This window comes from Actinopolymorpha sp. NPDC004070 (genome assembly GCF_040610475.1).
Classification (GTDB): domain Bacteria; phylum Actinomycetota; class Actinomycetes; order Propionibacteriales; family Actinopolymorphaceae; genus Actinopolymorpha.
On record NZ_JBEXMJ010000010.1, the window covers coordinates 274,447 to 288,400 of the forward strand.

The window sequence follows — 13,954 nt, forward strand, 5'->3', positions numbered from 1 at the left end:
GCACGCTCACCGGTCCCCGGATCGCTCAGACCGCCGCCTCGGCGAGGCTCGGCATCCGGGCGGTCAGCAGGTGCCGGCGCAGGAAGCACCACCAGGTCACGCCGAGACACAGCGCGTAGAAGGCGGCGTACGCGACGACCGCCGTGGCGACCGATCCGGTCGCGCCGAGGGAGGCGCCGTACGCCCGCGGGATGAGGAACCCGCCGAACGCCCCGACCGCGGAGATGATCCCGACCGCCGCGCCGGCCTCGGTCAGCGCCGCCCGCCGGGCACCGGCGACACCAGCCCGCTCGTCGCGTTCGCCCTGCCGGGCGAAGATCGCCGGGACCATGCGGTACGTCGAGCCGTTCCCCACCCCGCTGGCGACGAACAGCACCGCGAACGCCGTGACGAACAGCCCGAGCGACCCCGCGTTCACCGCGACCAGCAGCACCGCCATCCCGGCCACCATCGCCGCGAAGACCGCGCAGGTCACCCGGGCGCCGCCCCAGCGGTCGGCCAGCCAGCCGCCGACCGGCCGTACCAGCGAGCCGACCAGGGCGCCGAGGAACGCGTACTTCGTCGCACTCGAGTCCGGGAACACGGTCTTCGCCAGCAGCGGGTACGCCGCCGAGTACCCGATGAACGAACCGAAGGTCCCGATGTAGAGCAGCGACATCACCCACGTGTGTGGGCGCTTGGCCGCCGCCAGCTGACCCCGGACCGGCGCCTTCGACACGGTCAGGTTGTCCATCCAGAACCACGCGAGCACCGCCGAGGCCGCGATCAACGGCACCCACATCAGTCCGGCGTACGCGAGTGTCCCCGCACCCGCGGCGAGGACCACAGGCACCAGGAACTGCACCGTGCTGGTGCCCAGGTTCCCGCCGGCGGCGTTCAGGCCGAGGCCGAGCCCCTTCGCGCGTTCGGGGAAGAAGAAGGAGATGTTGGTCATCGACGAGGCGAAGTTGCCGCCGCCGACCCCGGCCGCGGCGGCCACGAGCAGGAACACCCAGTACGGCGTGGCCGGGTCGCTCACCGCGAGCGCCATCGCCACCGTCGGCACCAGCAACAGCAGGGCGCTCACCACGGTCCAGTTGCGGCCGCCGAACCTCGGCACCGCGAAGGTGTACGGCAGCCGCAGGAGCGAGCCCACCAGGCTGGGCAGTGCCACCAGCCAGAACAACCGGTCGACCGAGAACGCGAACCCGGCCGCCGGCAGCGCCACCACCGTCACGCTCCACACCAGCCAGACCGAGAACGCGAGGTGCTCGGCGAAGACCGACACCAGCAGGTTGCGGGTCGCCACCCGGCGGCCGGTGCGCTGCCAGAACGCCGCGTCCTCCGGCTCCCACCGGTCGATCCACCGACCGCCGAGCCGGCCCTCGGCCGTTGGCGGCGTACTGGGCGGCGTCCCTGCTGACGTATCTGTCGGCGTCTGCGTTGTGCTCACGGCGTCCTCCCACGACGGCGCCCGGTGCGGGGCACGGTTATCCGGTCGTGGTGACGCTAGGAAGGCCCTGTTTCAGGCGAGGTCACCCGAAGGCCGTGGCGCGGTAACAGAGCCCGCACATGCGGCGGACGTCGTGGTGAGGATCGCGCGGCGCTAGGGCCGAACGGAGGCCGGCTCCGTCGGCTCCCAGGTGGTCGGCGAGGTGAGGCTCCGGCTGGCCTGGTTCGCCGGCACCAGCGAGACCAACCGGTCCCGCAGCCGTGCGCCCCACGGGTTGCGCACCTGGCCGATCTTCCCGAGCAGACGGGCCTGTTTGGCGAGGCCGGTGGTACGCGCCCGGCGGAGCCGGTCGTACTCCGGCAGCACCGCGGGCACCTCGCCGGGTTCGGCGGCGCGGACGACGGTCGCGAGCTCCACCGCGTCCTCCAGCGCCTGGCACGCACCCTGGCCGAGGTCGGGGGTCATCGCGTGCGCGGCGTCGCCGAGGAGCACCAGCCGGTCGCGGACGAACGTGCGCGGCAGCGGCCACAGAAGTTCGATGTCGGTACGGATGATCCGGTCCGGCGGGGTGGCCGCGAGCAGCCGGGGAACGGGGTCGTGCCAGTCGGCGAACAGCCCGGGCACGTCCTCGATGCCGTCGGCGCGGTAGCGGGGGTCGGCGTGCGCCAGCGTGGCGTACCAGTAGATGCCCCCGTCGGCCAGCGGAATGCAGCCGAACCGCTGGCCGCGTCCCCAGGTCTCGCTGCCCGACTGGAGTGTGGGGGCGGACTCCGGCGGGATCAGGGCCCGCCAGGTCACGTAGCCGGCGCCACGGGTCCGGGTCCGGGGGTCGACCAGGGTCCGTAGCCGGCTGTGGATGCCGTCCGCGGCCACCACCAGGTCGGCGGGGTACTCCTCGTCGTCGGTGCGTACGACCGTGCCGGCCGGCCCGGTGTCCACGCCAGTCACGGTCCGACCCAGGTGGAGCGACTCGGGGGGCACGAGGTCGCGGAGTACGTCGTACAGCTTCGGCCGGGTCACCATCAGCGGAACGGTGAAGGCGTCCGCGGCAACGTCTCCGCCACCTTCTCCGGCCCCGGCTCCGGCCGCGCCGGGCTCGACCCGGCTGAGCCAGCGACCGTCCGGCCTGCGCAGCCCGACCATGTCCTGCAGTTCGTTGTGGCCGCGCAACCTGTCGACGGCGGCCGGGTTGACGGCGGCGATCGCCCGCAGGGCGTTCGGCCACAGCGAGAGGCCGGCGCCGACGGGCCGAATCTCCGGCCGGCGTTCGAGCAGGTTGACCCGCCAGCCGTCGCGGGCCAGTGCGCCCGCAGCGGCCAGCCCGCCGACACCGGCGCCGACCACGACCGCCCTGCGCCGCTGCGTACCCATCCGGTCCTCCGCTCCCCGCGCTCACCGATCGGCTGTCCCAGCACACCTCTACAGCTGTAGAGGTGCCGTGCTCACACTACAGCTGTAGAGGGGCCGTGGGTAGGGTTCCGGACGTGAAGCCCGACTCACCGCGACCTGCCCAGGGACCTTCCCAGGGACCTGCTGCCCAGGGACCTGGCCAGGGATCCGCTCGCCGACGACCCGCTCGCGAGCCCGCCCGGACGGCCCGGGCCGAAGCGCTGCTGGACGCGGCCATCGCGGTGGTCGCCGATGCCGGGCTGCGCGGCCTCACCCACCGCGCGGTCGACGCCCGGGCGCAGGTGCCGGCGGGTTCGACCAGCTACTACTTCCGCACCCGGGTGGCCTTGCTCCAGGCGATCCTGCAGCGGCTGATCGACCTGGACGCCGCCGACTCCGCGACGTACCTCCCCTTCGACGACGAGGCATCGGTCCGGGCCACCGACCTGACCCGGATGGCCGAGGGCTGGGCCCGGCTGTTCGCCCACTGGCTCGGGCCCGGTCGCCGGCGCCTGCGTGCCCGCTACGCGCTCTACCTGGAGGGCCGCCACCACGCGGAACTGCACGACCTGCTGGACACCGCGAGCGCGCAGTTCGTCGGGGGCGCGCGCGAACTCCTGGCAGCCGCCGGCGCTCCTCCCGCCGACGCCGACCGTGACGGGCCGCTGCTGGTCGCGCTGCTCGACGGCCTGCTCCACGACCAGATCATCCGCGGCGGGCCGGGCGTGGACGAGGCCGAGCTCCGCCGGCGGATCGAGGTGATCCTCGGCGCGGTCCTCCCCCACCTGGTTCGGTAGGGCAGTTCAATGGGACGCATGCCGACACCCGAGACCCCGTTCCAGACCCGGCTCACCGTCACCGTGTGGGACAGCGCCGACGCCGAGCCCCGGAGGTTCGAGCTCACCGAGGACCCGCCGGCCGGCACCCATCCGCGGCCCGAGGCGGCGGTCGCCGCGATCGAGGCGGCGCCGCGGCCGTTCGAGCCGGTACCCCGGGACGCGATGTGCACCCAGATCTACGGCGGGCCACAGCGGGCGGTCATCGAGGGCGTGTGGCGTGGACAGCGCGTCCACGCGTCGTACGACAAGAAGAACGGGTGCGAGATCGCCCGGTGGAAGGCGCTCGGCGCGGTCCTCGACCCGGAGTGACCCCAGGCCGGAGCCAGAGTGGGCGCCGGCTCGCCGCTACGCCCCCGCTGCGAGGTGCTCGAGCAGGTCCTGCCGGGTGAGTACGCCGGCCGGCTTGCCGTCGTCGAGGACGAGAATGGCGTCGGCGCTCTCCAGCAGGCGTACCGCGGAGGCGACCGGCTCACCGGCGCCGAGCTGGGGCAGCGGCGGGGACAGGTGCTGCTCCACCCGGTCCGACAGCTTGGCGTGCCCGGAGAACAACGCCTCCAGCAGGTCGCGTTCGTGCACCGCGCCGGCGACCTCGGCCGCCATCACCGGCGGCTCCGCCCGCACGACCGGCATCTGCGACACGGCGTACTCCCGCAGGATGTCGATCGCCTCGGCGATCGTCTCGTTGGGGTGGGTGTGCACCAGCGAGGGCATCGTCCCGGTCTTGCGCCGCAGCACGTCGCCCGCGGTGTCGTTGCTCTGCCCACGCAGGAAGCCGTAGTGGGCGAGCCAGGCGTCGTCGAACACCTTGGACATGTACCCCCGGCCGCCGTCGGGCAGCAGCACCACGACCACGGCGTCCTCGTCGGCCTCCCGGGCGACCTGGGCCGCGGCGACCACCGCCATCCCGGAGGAGCCGCCGACCAGCAGGCCCTCCTCGCGGGCCAGCCGGCGGGTCATCGTGAACGAGTCGTGGTCGGACACCGCGATGATCCGGTCGCAGATGGTCCGGTCGTAGGTGGTCGGCCAGAAGTCCTCGCCCACGCCCTCGACGAGGTAGGGCCGGCCGGTTCCGCCGGAGTAGACCGAGCCCTCCGGGTCGGCGCCGACGATCTGCACCCGGCCGTCGGAGACCTCCTTGAGGTAGCGCCCGACACCGCTGATCGTGCCGCCGGTGCCGATACCCGCGACGAAGTGGGTGATCCTGCCCTCGGTCTGGTCCCAGATCTCCGGGCCCGTGCCCTCGTAGTGCGACTGGGGGTTGTTGACGTTGGAGTACTGGTCCGGCTTCCAGGCGCCCTCGCGTTCCTTCACCAGGCGGTCCGACACCGAGTAGTAGGAGTCGGGGTGCTCGGGCGGGACGGCGGTCGGGCACACCACGACTTCCGCGCCGTACGCCCGCAGGACGTTGCGCTTGTCCTCGCTCACCTTGTCCGGGCAGACGAACACGCAGTGGTAGCCACGCGACTGCGCCACGATGGCCAGCCCGACACCCGTGTTGCCGCTGGTGGGCTCCACGATCGTCCCGCCGGGGCGCAGGGCGCCCTCGCGTTCGGCCGCCTCGACCATGCGCAGCGCGATCCGGTCCTTGACGCTGCCGCCAGGATTGAAGTACTCGACCTTGGCCAGCAGAAGGCCACGGACACCCTCGGCGGACCGGGTCAACCGGACCAACGGGGTGTTGCCGACAAGGGACTGCAGGGACTCGTGATACCGCACGGGTGCACTCTAGGTGGTAGGGGCCGGGTGAGGCATCCCGACGCCATCGCCACGCGGTGCGAACGGGAGAGTTCCGGCTCCTCTCGGGGTAGGAGCAACAACCGGAGCCCTCCGACGGTCCCTCGACCGGCCCTCGGACGGGCAAGACCTCGGAGGAGGTCCAGGTGGGCAAGGCTCGCGCCGCACGGAAGTGGGCGGCCGCCGCCGCGCTGGGCGGTGGCGGCGCCGGACTTCTCGGCGGCACCGTGATCGCGATCCTCTTCGCCGAGGCGATGCTCGCCAAGCGCACCATCGGCGAACCTGCCGGCCAGGCGCCGGACGCCGACGGCATCTACGGCGGCGGGGCCGGCGACCCGATCTCGTTCGTCGTCCTCGGCGACTCCACCGCCTGCGGGCTCGGCGTCGACACCGCCGAGGAGACTCCCGGTGCGCTGCTGGCCGCCGGCCTGGCGTCGCTGTCGGACCGGCCGGTCCAGCTCAGCGTCGCCGCCTTCTCCGGTGCGGAGACCCAGCACCTGGAGGACCAGGTGGACCAGGCGCTGGCGGTCGAACCCGACGTCGCCCTGGTGATCATCGGCGCCAACGACGTCACCCACCGGACCCTTCCGTCGGACTCGGTACGCCTGCTCGTGCAGGGCGTCCGCCGGCTGCGCGAGGCCGGCTGCCAGGTCGTCGTCGGCACCTGCCCCGACCTCGGCACCGTCGAGCCGCTGGCGTTCCCGCTGCGCCAGCTCGCCCGGACCTGGAGCCGGCGGCTGGCCGCGGCGCAGACCATCGCCGTGGTGGAGAACGGCGCCCGCACCGTCTCCCTGGGTTCGCTGCTCGGGCCGGAGTTCGCCGCGGCGCCGCGGGAGCTGTTCGGCCCCGACCGCTTCCACCCCTCGGCCGCCGGGTACGCCAGCGCGGCCGTGGCGCTGCTCCCCTCCATCGCCGCCGCGATCGGCTACTGGCCCGAGGACGAGGACGCCGACACGCCGCTGGGCGAGGGGCAGATCCTGCCGATCTCCTATGCCGCCGTGCGCGCCGCACGCTCGGCCGGCACCGAGGTGGCCGCGACCGACGTGGCCGGCCACGAACGCGGGCCGCGGGGCCGGTGGGCGCTGCTGCGCCGGCGGCCGCACCGTCAGGTGGAGCTGCGCGAGAAAACCGGCTGAGCGGTGGCGCTCCCCGTGAACGCCCCGATCGGGCGGACCGCTGGCACCGGTGCGGCCGGGCGTACTAGCCTCGAGATTACCGGCCGGTAACCACGTCGGCCGGACGATCGGGAACAGACAGGGAGGCCGCAATGTCCGAGGTCAGCGCCCCGAACGACGCCGTGATCGTCGCCGCCGCGCGTACCCCCATCGGGCGCGCGGGCAAGGGCTCGCTGAAGGACGTCCGGCCCGACGACCTAGCCGCGTTCGCGGTGGACGCGGCCCTGGGCAAGGTCCCCCAGCTGGACCGTGCGGAGATCGACGACCTGTACCTCGGCTGCGCCGAACCCCGCGACGAGCACGGCGGCAACATGGCCCGCCGGGTCGCCGTACAGCTCGGCCTGGACACTCTGCCGGCGGTGACCGTCAACCGGTTCTGCGCCTCCAGCGTGCAGACGGCGCGGATGGCCTTCCACGCCATCCGCGCGGGCGAGGGCGACGTGTTCGTCTCCGCCGGAGTGGAGTGCGTCTCGCGGTACGCCGGCTTCGGCAGCGCGGGCGTCGACCCGGTGCAGACGCACAACCCGCTGTTCGCCGAGGCGGAGGCGCGCACTCGCAAGTACGCCGAGAGCAACGACGTCTGGCACGACCCGCGCGCCGACGACCAGCTGCCCGACATCTACATCGCGATGGGCCAGACCGCGGAGAACGTCGCCACCGCGCGCGGGGTGAGCCGGGCAGTCCAGGACGAGTTCGGCGTACGGTCGCAGAACCTCGCCGAGGAGGCGATCCGCAGCGGGTTCTTCGCCCGCGAGATCACGCCCTACCCGCTGCCGGACGGCACCCTGGTGGGGACCGACGACGGGCCGCGCGCCGGCACCACCCTGGAGAAGGTCGCAGCTCTGGACCCGGTCTTCCGCCCCGGCGGCACAGTCACCGCCGGCAACTGCTGCCCGCTCAACGACGGCGCCGCCGCCGTGGTCATCATGAGTGCCGAGAAGGCCCGCCGGCTCGGCATCACCCCGCTCGCCCGGATCGTCGCCACCGCCGCCTCCGCGCTGTCCCCGGAGATCATGGGCCTCGGCCCGGTGGAGGCCAGCCGGCGTGCGCTGGCCCGCGCGGGCCTGGGGATCGGCGACATCGACCTGGTGGAGATCAACGAGGCGTTCGCGGCGCAGGTCGTTCCCTCCGCCGAGGACCTCGGCATCCCCTGGGACAAGCTGAACGTCCACGGCGGGGCGATCGCGCTCGGCCACCCGTTCGGGATGACCGGCGCCCGCATCATGACCACCCTGCTCAACGGCCTGCGCAGCCGGGACGCGCAGTTCGGCCTGGAGACGATGTGCGTCGGCGGCGGGCAGGGCATGGCGATCGTCCTCGAACGCCTGTCCTGACCCGGAACACCCGTCCGCGTCCGGCACCTCCGGAACGACCGGCCCGGTGGCCGTAGGCTGACCGGCCATGAGCCCGTACATCGCCACCACCGAGCGCCTCGAGCGCGCCGACCTGCTGTCGTTCCTCCGTACGCGCCACCAGGGCGTGTTCGTCACCACCCGGCGCGACGGCCGGCCGCAGATCTCGCCGGTCACGCTGGGCCTGAACTCCGACGACCGGATCGTCGTGTCCACCTATCCCGAGCGGGCCAAGGCGATCAACGTCCGCCGCGACCCGCGGGTCAGTGTGTGCGTGATGTCGGAGGGCTTCTCCGACCCGTACGTCCAGGTGGACGGGACGGCCCGGGTCATCGACCTGCCCGACGCGGTGGAGCCGCTCGTGGAGTACTTCCGGTGCATCAGCGGCGAGCATCCCGACTGGGACGAATACCGCGAGGCGATGCAGCGGCAGGGCAAGTGCGTGATCGAGATGGAGATCGACAGGTGGGGCCCGGTCGCCCGCGGCGGCTTCCCCGCGCGGGTGGTCCAGTCCGACGAAAGCTGACCCATCCGCCCGTACGCCGAACCATCCCGAACGCGCCGATGTGACGCGAGACGTCAACCGGGGTTACGGAAACGGGGCGATCATGAGGGATCTCTCCCGATGGTCCGGTGGACGCCCGAGGTAGGTGCGCGCGGGGGGTTGTGTACGGCTCGCACGTCAGGCAGGCTCGGGGGCATGGTCCACCACTGATCCGACTGTCCCCGATCTCGGGAGGGCGACATGGCTCTGCACCACTCCGAAGAGACCCATCAGAACCTCTGCGCCCGGCTGGCGCAGGCGACCGGACGAGATCTCCAAGAGTGGATCAGAGTGCTGGAGGCGGGGCCCACCTTCCTCCGCTTCGAGGATCGGGTCAGTTGGTTGCGCAGCGAGTACGGCATCGCCCACGGGCACGCCACCGCGATCGTGCACGAGCAGGACCTCCGCCGCGCGCAGCGCAACTTCGGGTGAGCCCCGCCGACGCGGTGAGCGTCGCGGCCGGGTCCCGGCACTGAGGGCCGGTGGCACCGATGGACGTGACGCGAGCGCAGGCGTTTCTGCGCGAACATCATCATGCCGTGCTCGGCACGCTTCGCCGGGACGGCCGGCCCCAGCTCTCCCCGGTCACGGTCGGGGTGGACGCCGAGGGGTACGCCGTGATCAGCACCCGCGAGCCGGCGTACAAGGTGCGAAACCTGCGGCGTGACCCGCGGGCCAGCCTCTGCGTCTTCCCCGACGGGTTCTACGGCGAGTGGGTCCAGGTCGAGGGCGAGGCGCACATCCTGTCGCTACCGGACGCGATGGAGCCGCTGGTCGACTACTACCGCGACGTCTCCGGCGAACACCCGGACTGGGCCGACTACCGCGCCGCGATGGAACGCGACCGTCGCTGCCTGATCCGGATCCGCATGGACCGGGTGGGCCCGTCGGTGTCCGGCTGACCCGCGTACGGCTGACATGTGAAAGGGCCGCCCGAGAGATGTCTCGGGCGGCCCTTTCGTTTCGGCTCGTCAGTCGCCGCCGCGCAGGATGGCGAGGATCCGCAGCAGTTCGATGTAGAGCCACACCAGCGTGACGGTGAGCCCGAACGCCGCGAACCACGCGTCCTTGCTCGGCGCACCGGCGGCGATGCCCTTCTCCACGTAGTCGAAGTCGAGCAGCAGGTTGAAGCAGGCCAGCGCCACTCCGATGATCGCGAACACCAGGCCCAGCCCGCCCAGGCCGCTGACGCCGAGGTTGAGGCCGAACATGCGCAGGACGAGGTTGACCAGCACGATCAGGAAGAACCCGAGAGTGGCGGCGACGACGAACCGCTGGAACTTCGGGGTCACCCGGATGATCCTGAACTTGTAGACCGCGAGCATGCCGGCCGAGGCACACATCGTGCCGAGGACCGCCTGGATCACGATGTCGGTGTTGCCGGCGTAGGCGGACAGGACCTTGCTGGCCAGGCCGATGAACACGCCCTCGACCGCGGCGTAGCCGAGGATCAGCGCCGGGTTGGTGATGTGCTTCAGGCCGATGACGAAGCCCAGGCCCATTCCGACCAGCGCAGCGCCGATCAGCCAGCCGAAGTGCGCTGGCTGCACCGGTCCGGTGAGGAACCACGTCGCGCCGGCCACCACGATCAGGGTGCCGAGCGTCATCGCGGTGCGGGCCACCACGTCGTCGATGGTCATCCGGTCGCGGCGCGGGCCGGAGTAGGACGGCGCGTCGTACATCTCCCGCAACTGGTCGGCGCTCGGGCCCGCGGCGCCGGCGCCGGCCGACTGGAACGCGTCGCTGCGCCGGAACACCGGGTTCTTGCTCTGCATCCTGGGGTCCTCCTCCGCCGGCGGCGGGTGACGGTCGACGGCCCGCGGGTGCGGGCCGGTTGCTGCGGAATATCGTCCACAACAGCGCCGGGCCGGTCAGGCCGGCGGCGGTGACGCCAATAGTAATGACTCGGCAAAGTCTTTGTCCTCCCCGAACGGAGATTCCGAGGCGAATGTCCGGTCTTGTCCTGTAATCCGGTGGGCGCGGCCGCGCAGGATGGGCAAGATGACGTCTGGCCGGGCACCGGTCGGACTCGCTGTGAGCCGACCGGCCCGGATCGGCCAGGACGGGGAGGGACGCGATGGCGGACAGCATGCAGCCGGCAGGTGAGCGGTCGCCGGGTGGCAGCCACTACCGAGCGCCGGGGTGGTTCACCCGCCGGGTGTTCAACCCACTGGTGGCGGCGGCCACCAGGGCCGGGCTGAGCGTGTGGGGCAGCCGGGTGCTGGAGGTGCAGGGGCGCAGCAGCGGACAGCCCCGTCAGGTGCCGGTCAACCTGCTCACCCACGAGGGTCGGCAGTACCTCGTCGCGCCTCGCGGCCAGGCCCAGTGGGTACGCAACGTGCGCGCCGCCGACGGCCGGCTCGACCTGCTCCTCGGCCGGCGGCGTGAGCACTGGCTGGCCACCGAGGTCGCCGACGCCGACAAGCCGGCGGTACTGCGCGCCTATCTTCGCCGGTGGAAGGCCGAGGTCGGGGTGTTCTTCGACGGAGTGAACGCCGACTCCTCCGCGGAGGAACTCGCCCGCATCGCTCCGCGTCACCCGGTGTTCGTGCTGTCCCGGCGTGACGGCTGAAGCCGACACTCCCCCCGCTCGTGACCCACGCCCGCACTTCGTCTCCTCGTTCGTCCGCTGTTGACCTGAACCTCGGTAGAGGTCGCAGGCTGGTCACAGACGTCTGAACCCATAGTCGGTACGAGCCCGGAGGTCGGCGGATGCGTGCGGTGTGGGTCCACAAGTTTGGCGGGCCGGAGGTGCTGGTGCCGGGTGAGGCGCCGGCCCCGGAGGCCGGGCCCGGTCAGGTCCTGGTGGAGGTGGCGTACGCCAACATCACGTTCGTGGAGACCCAGCTCCGGTCCGGCACCGGGCCCATCACACCGACGCTGCCGACCATCCCCGGCAACGGCGTGGGCGGGACCGTCCGCGCGGTCGGCCCCGGCGTGGATCCGGGCCTAGCCGGCCGGCGGGTGGTGACCAGCACCGGGGGTTCGGGTGCGTACGCCGAACTCGTCGCGGTGCCCGCGGACGGGCTGGTGGAGGTGCCGGCCACGCTCCGGCTGGACGACGCGGTGGCGCTGCTCGCCGACGGCCGGACCGCCACCTGGCTGATCCGGGCGAGCGAGGCCCGGCCCGATGACCGGGTGCTGGTGACGGCCGCTGCCGGCGGGGTGGGGACCCTGCTGGTGCAGCTGGCCGCGGCGGCCGGCGCGCAGGTCGTCGCGGCGGCGGGCGGTGACCGCAAGGTCGCGTTGGCGGTGAGGCTGGGCGCGAAGGTCGGCGTCGACTATCGCCGTCCGGACTGGACCGATCGGGTACGCGAGGCCGTCGGCGGGGTCGACCTCGTACTCGACGGCGTGGGGGGTGCGCTGGGCAGGTCGGCGTTCGACCTGCTGGGCGAGGGCGGCCGGATGCTCAGCTTCGGGCTGGCGAGCGGCAGCTGGACCGAGGTGCCGGAGGCGGAGGCGCGGCAGCGCGGGGTACGACTGCTACGGCCGGCCCTGAACCCGGCGGGCGTTCGCGAACTCACCGAGAGCGTGCTGCGGGCGGCCGCCGAGGGCCGGGTGAAACCGGTGATCGGCCAACGGTTCGAGTTGACCCGGGCGGCCGAGGCACACGCGGCGATCGAGGCGCGCGCCACCGTCGGCAAGACGTTGCTGGAAGTGCGGCCGGAAGCGCGGCCCGAGCCGGCGCCGGCATAGGGATGGCGGGACCCGAGCCGGAGAGTGCGGGCAGCGCGATGCCGATCGCCTGGCGGATGAGCGCGACGGGAGCCGCAGCATGTTCCGCTGCACCGAGATCCGTCAGCGCGGCCCCGTCCCGTTGTCGGCGTCGCAGTGCAAACAGCCGTGTGGCATCGCCAAGATCATGCGCGACGCCGAACTCGCCTGGAGGAACAACCTGTCACGGACGACAATCGCCGACCTGATCGCACAGCGAAGCCACCCCCGCAGGAGCGTTCACGATGACCAGGGACTCACGGACGACCCGGCACAACCGGCCGGAGCTTCCGGCCCAGGTTCAAGCCATTCCGATCTCTTGAGAGATCACGCTGTGCCCCCGGTGGGATTCGAACCCACAAAACTGACACCCATTTTAAGTGGGCCGCCTCGACCAGTTGGGCTACGGGGGCGCTGCGCGGAGGACCGACCGGCGTCGCCTGACCGCACGACGTAACCCTAGGGTCTAGTGCTGCCACGCGCTCCGGGTGGCGGGCAGTGGTGCCCGGCCGTCGGTGTGCGGGCGGACGACCAGGAGCTGGTACGCCGAGATCCGGGCAGCCTCGAACGCCAGCGCCGACACCGCGAGGTAGAGCAGCCACACCCGGGCCCGCCCCGGTGAGGCCTGCCGGACGCACTCGTCCCAGGCATCCTCCAGGTTGGCGACCCAGGCCCGCAGGGTGCGGGCGTAGTGCTCGCGCATCGTCTCCAGGTCGCGGACCTCCAGGCCCGCGCTCTCGAGGACGTTGGTGACGGTTCCGATCGGGAGGAGTTCGGCCCCGGGGTGGACGTAGGCGTCCAGGAAGGAGCGCTCCTGCGCCAGCGGCTCCCCGCGCCGGCCGACCTGGTTGACCAGCAGCCGGCCGCCCGGGCGCAGCAGGCCGTGCAGCGTCCGGGCGTACTCCCCCAGCCGGTCCGCACCCACGTAGTCGGCCAGCCCGTACGCCACGACCGCGTCGAACGGGTCCGCCTCGACCTCACGCCAGTCCGCGACCCGGAACTCCACCCGCCCGGCGAGGCCGGCGTCGACGGCCCGCTTGGTCGCCTGCTCGGCCTGTTCGGCGGAGGAGGTGATGCCGAGCCCGCTCACTGCGTGGTGCTCGGCGGCGTACAGGAGGAACGTCCCCCAGCCGCAGTCGACGTCGAGCACCCGGGTGCCGCGTTCTCCCGCACCCAGGTCGGCGAGCCCGAGCTTGCGGCAGGCGAGCTGCAGGCCGGCGCGCTGCGCGTCGTCGAGGGACATGCCCGGCTCGGCCCAGTAGCCCGCGCCCAGCATCAGCCTCCGGCCGAACACCCGCGCCAGGAAGTGCGTACCGACCGGGTTGTCCGGCGACCCGCTCGGCGCGGTGTCGCGGTCCAGCGCATGCCGGCGTTCGGCCCCGGTGATCTCCTCCTCCGGCGGCTTGGGCGCCGGGCCCACGGCGCCGAGATAGACTGCCGCCCGCATCAGCTCGCTGCGGTCGGCGGCGGTCAGCTCGGGGCGGGCACCGATCGAGCGGCCGAACGGCGCGAGGCGTTCCAGGGCGGTGAGGATCGGTCCGTCGACCTCGATCTCGCCGGCGACGAACGCCCGGGCCAGGCCGAGCTCGTCCGGCCGCCACAGCAGCCGGCGGACGGCGCGCCGGGAGTGCACGCGCACGGCCGGGGCCTCGGTCGGCCCGGCCATCGAGCCGTCCCACGCGTACAGGCGGACGGGCGCTTCCAGACCGAACAACCGCAGCAGGATGTCGTGCAGCCGCTCGGCGACCACGGGACCGGCCACGGCACCCCCCTCT

The 13,954-nt window shown here is 72.7% G+C and carries 14 protein-coding genes and 1 tRNA gene; 9 read left to right on the top strand and 6 right to left on the bottom strand.

Annotated elements, in window-relative coordinates; all coding sequences use genetic code 11:
• Positions 1-25 precede the first annotated feature (25 nt).
• Positions 26-1,432: an MFS transporter gene (locus ABZV93_RS19870; RefSeq protein ID WP_354938059.1), complete on the bottom strand. Its 1,407-nt coding sequence runs from the start codon at positions 1,430-1,432 to the stop codon at positions 26-28.
• A 153-nt stretch (positions 1,433-1,585) separates the two neighbouring features.
• The gene (locus tag ABZV93_RS19875; RefSeq protein WP_354938062.1) at positions 1,586-2,803 is read right to left on the bottom strand and encodes an FAD-dependent monooxygenase; all 1,218 of its coding nucleotides are present in this window, start codon (positions 2,801-2,803) and stop codon (positions 1,586-1,588) included.
• 113 nt (positions 2,804-2,916) lie between these two features.
• Here ABZV93_RS19875 and ABZV93_RS19880 point away from each other — a divergent pair, with 113 nt between their 5' ends.
• A complete protein-coding gene (locus tag ABZV93_RS19880; RefSeq protein WP_354938065.1) occupies positions 2,917-3,618 on the top strand; it encodes a TetR family transcriptional regulator in 702 nt (233 codons plus the stop codon).
• An 18-nt stretch (positions 3,619-3,636) separates the two neighbouring features.
• Complete coding sequence (locus ABZV93_RS19885; RefSeq protein WP_354938068.1) at positions 3,637-3,969, top strand: SSI family serine proteinase inhibitor; 333 nt, start codon at positions 3,637-3,639, stop codon at positions 3,967-3,969.
• A gap of 36 nt (positions 3,970-4,005) precedes the next feature.
• Here ABZV93_RS19885 and ABZV93_RS19890 read toward each other — a convergent pair whose 3' ends face one another.
• Positions 4,006-5,376 (bottom strand): cystathionine beta-synthase, encoded by a 1,371-nt coding sequence (locus tag ABZV93_RS19890; protein WP_354938071.1) that lies wholly within the window; start codon positions 5,374-5,376, stop codon positions 4,006-4,008.
• Positions 5,377-5,540: 164 nt separating this feature from the next.
• On the opposite strand from ABZV93_RS19890, the gene ABZV93_RS19895 reads away from it, so the two are divergent.
• The 5 genes from ABZV93_RS19895 to ABZV93_RS19915 all read left to right on the top strand — a co-directional run bounded on the left by ABZV93_RS19895 (position 5,541) and on the right by ABZV93_RS19915 (position 9,367).
• Complete coding sequence (locus ABZV93_RS19895) at positions 5,541-6,530, top strand: SGNH/GDSL hydrolase family protein (RefSeq protein WP_354938074.1); 990 nt, start codon at positions 5,541-5,543, stop codon at positions 6,528-6,530.
• Positions 6,531-6,661: 131 nt separating this feature from the next.
• Complete coding sequence (locus ABZV93_RS19900) at positions 6,662-7,903, top strand: acetyl-CoA C-acetyltransferase (RefSeq protein WP_354938077.1); 1,242 nt, start codon at positions 6,662-6,664, stop codon at positions 7,901-7,903.
• Between the two features lie 67 nt (positions 7,904-7,970).
• On the top strand, positions 7,971-8,447 hold the full coding sequence (locus tag ABZV93_RS19905) for a PPOX class F420-dependent oxidoreductase (protein WP_354938080.1): 477 nt from the start codon (positions 7,971-7,973) through the stop codon (positions 8,445-8,447).
• Between the two features lie 219 nt (positions 8,448-8,666).
• Positions 8,667-8,897: a DUF4287 domain-containing protein gene (locus ABZV93_RS19910; RefSeq protein ID WP_354938083.1), complete on the top strand. Its 231-nt coding sequence runs from the start codon at positions 8,667-8,669 to the stop codon at positions 8,895-8,897.
• A 59-nt stretch (positions 8,898-8,956) separates the two neighbouring features.
• Complete coding sequence (locus ABZV93_RS19915) at positions 8,957-9,367, top strand: PPOX class F420-dependent oxidoreductase (RefSeq protein ID WP_354938086.1); 411 nt, start codon at positions 8,957-8,959, stop codon at positions 9,365-9,367.
• Between the two features lie 69 nt (positions 9,368-9,436).
• On the opposite strand, the gene ABZV93_RS19920 is transcribed toward ABZV93_RS19915, so the two are convergent.
• Positions 9,437-10,240, bottom strand: coding sequence for a Bax inhibitor-1/YccA family protein (locus ABZV93_RS19920; protein ID WP_354938089.1), 804 nt, complete (start codon positions 10,238-10,240; stop codon positions 9,437-9,439).
• Between the two features lie 302 nt (positions 10,241-10,542).
• Between ABZV93_RS19920 and ABZV93_RS19925 the strand changes: the two genes are divergently transcribed.
• A complete protein-coding gene (locus ABZV93_RS19925) occupies positions 10,543-11,037 on the top strand; it encodes a nitroreductase/quinone reductase family protein (protein ID WP_354938092.1) in 495 nt (164 codons plus the stop codon).
• Between the two features lie 140 nt (positions 11,038-11,177).
• Positions 11,178-12,161 (top strand): zinc-binding dehydrogenase, encoded by a 984-nt coding sequence (locus ABZV93_RS19930; RefSeq protein ID WP_354938095.1) that lies wholly within the window; start codon positions 11,178-11,180, stop codon positions 12,159-12,161.
• Positions 12,162-12,514: 353 nt separating this feature from the next.
• On the opposite strand, the gene ABZV93_RS19935 is transcribed toward ABZV93_RS19930, so the two are convergent.
• Both ABZV93_RS19935 and ABZV93_RS19940 read right to left on the bottom strand, forming a co-directional pair.
• Positions 12,515-12,592, bottom strand: a tRNA-Leu gene (locus ABZV93_RS19935).
• Between the two features lie 53 nt (positions 12,593-12,645).
• Complete coding sequence (locus ABZV93_RS19940; RefSeq protein ID WP_354938098.1) at positions 12,646-13,941, bottom strand: cyclopropane-fatty-acyl-phospholipid synthase family protein; 1,296 nt, start codon at positions 13,939-13,941, stop codon at positions 12,646-12,648.
• Positions 13,942-13,954 lie beyond the last annotated feature (13 nt).

Excerpts from the sequence above, each read along its gene's own strand:
- ABZV93_RS19900 (WP_354938077.1), top strand. The coding sequence starts at position 6,662 with ATGTCCGAGGTCAGCGCCCCGAACGACGCCGTGATCGTCGCCGCCGCG.
- ABZV93_RS19930 (WP_354938095.1), top strand. The coding sequence starts at position 11,178 with ATGCGTGCGGTGTGGGTCCACAAGTTTGGCGGGCCGGAGGTGCTGGTG.
- ABZV93_RS19920 (WP_354938089.1), bottom strand. The coding sequence starts at position 10,240 with ATGCAGAGCAAGAACCCGGTGTTCCGGCGCAGCGACGCGTTCCAGTCG.
- ABZV93_RS19875 (WP_354938062.1), bottom strand. The coding sequence starts at position 2,803 with ATGGGTACGCAGCGGCGCAGGGCGGTCGTGGTCGGCGCCGGTGTCGGC.
- ABZV93_RS19915 (WP_354938086.1), top strand. The coding sequence starts at position 8,957 with ATGGACGTGACGCGAGCGCAGGCGTTTCTGCGCGAACATCATCATGCC.
- ABZV93_RS19910 (WP_354938083.1), top strand. The coding sequence starts at position 8,667 with ATGGCTCTGCACCACTCCGAAGAGACCCATCAGAACCTCTGCGCCCGG.
- ABZV93_RS19905 (WP_354938080.1), top strand. The coding sequence starts at position 7,971 with ATGAGCCCGTACATCGCCACCACCGAGCGCCTCGAGCGCGCCGACCTG.
- ABZV93_RS19925 (WP_354938092.1), top strand. The coding sequence starts at position 10,543 with ATGGCGGACAGCATGCAGCCGGCAGGTGAGCGGTCGCCGGGTGGCAGC.
- ABZV93_RS19885 (WP_354938068.1), top strand. The coding sequence starts at position 3,637 with ATGCCGACACCCGAGACCCCGTTCCAGACCCGGCTCACCGTCACCGTG.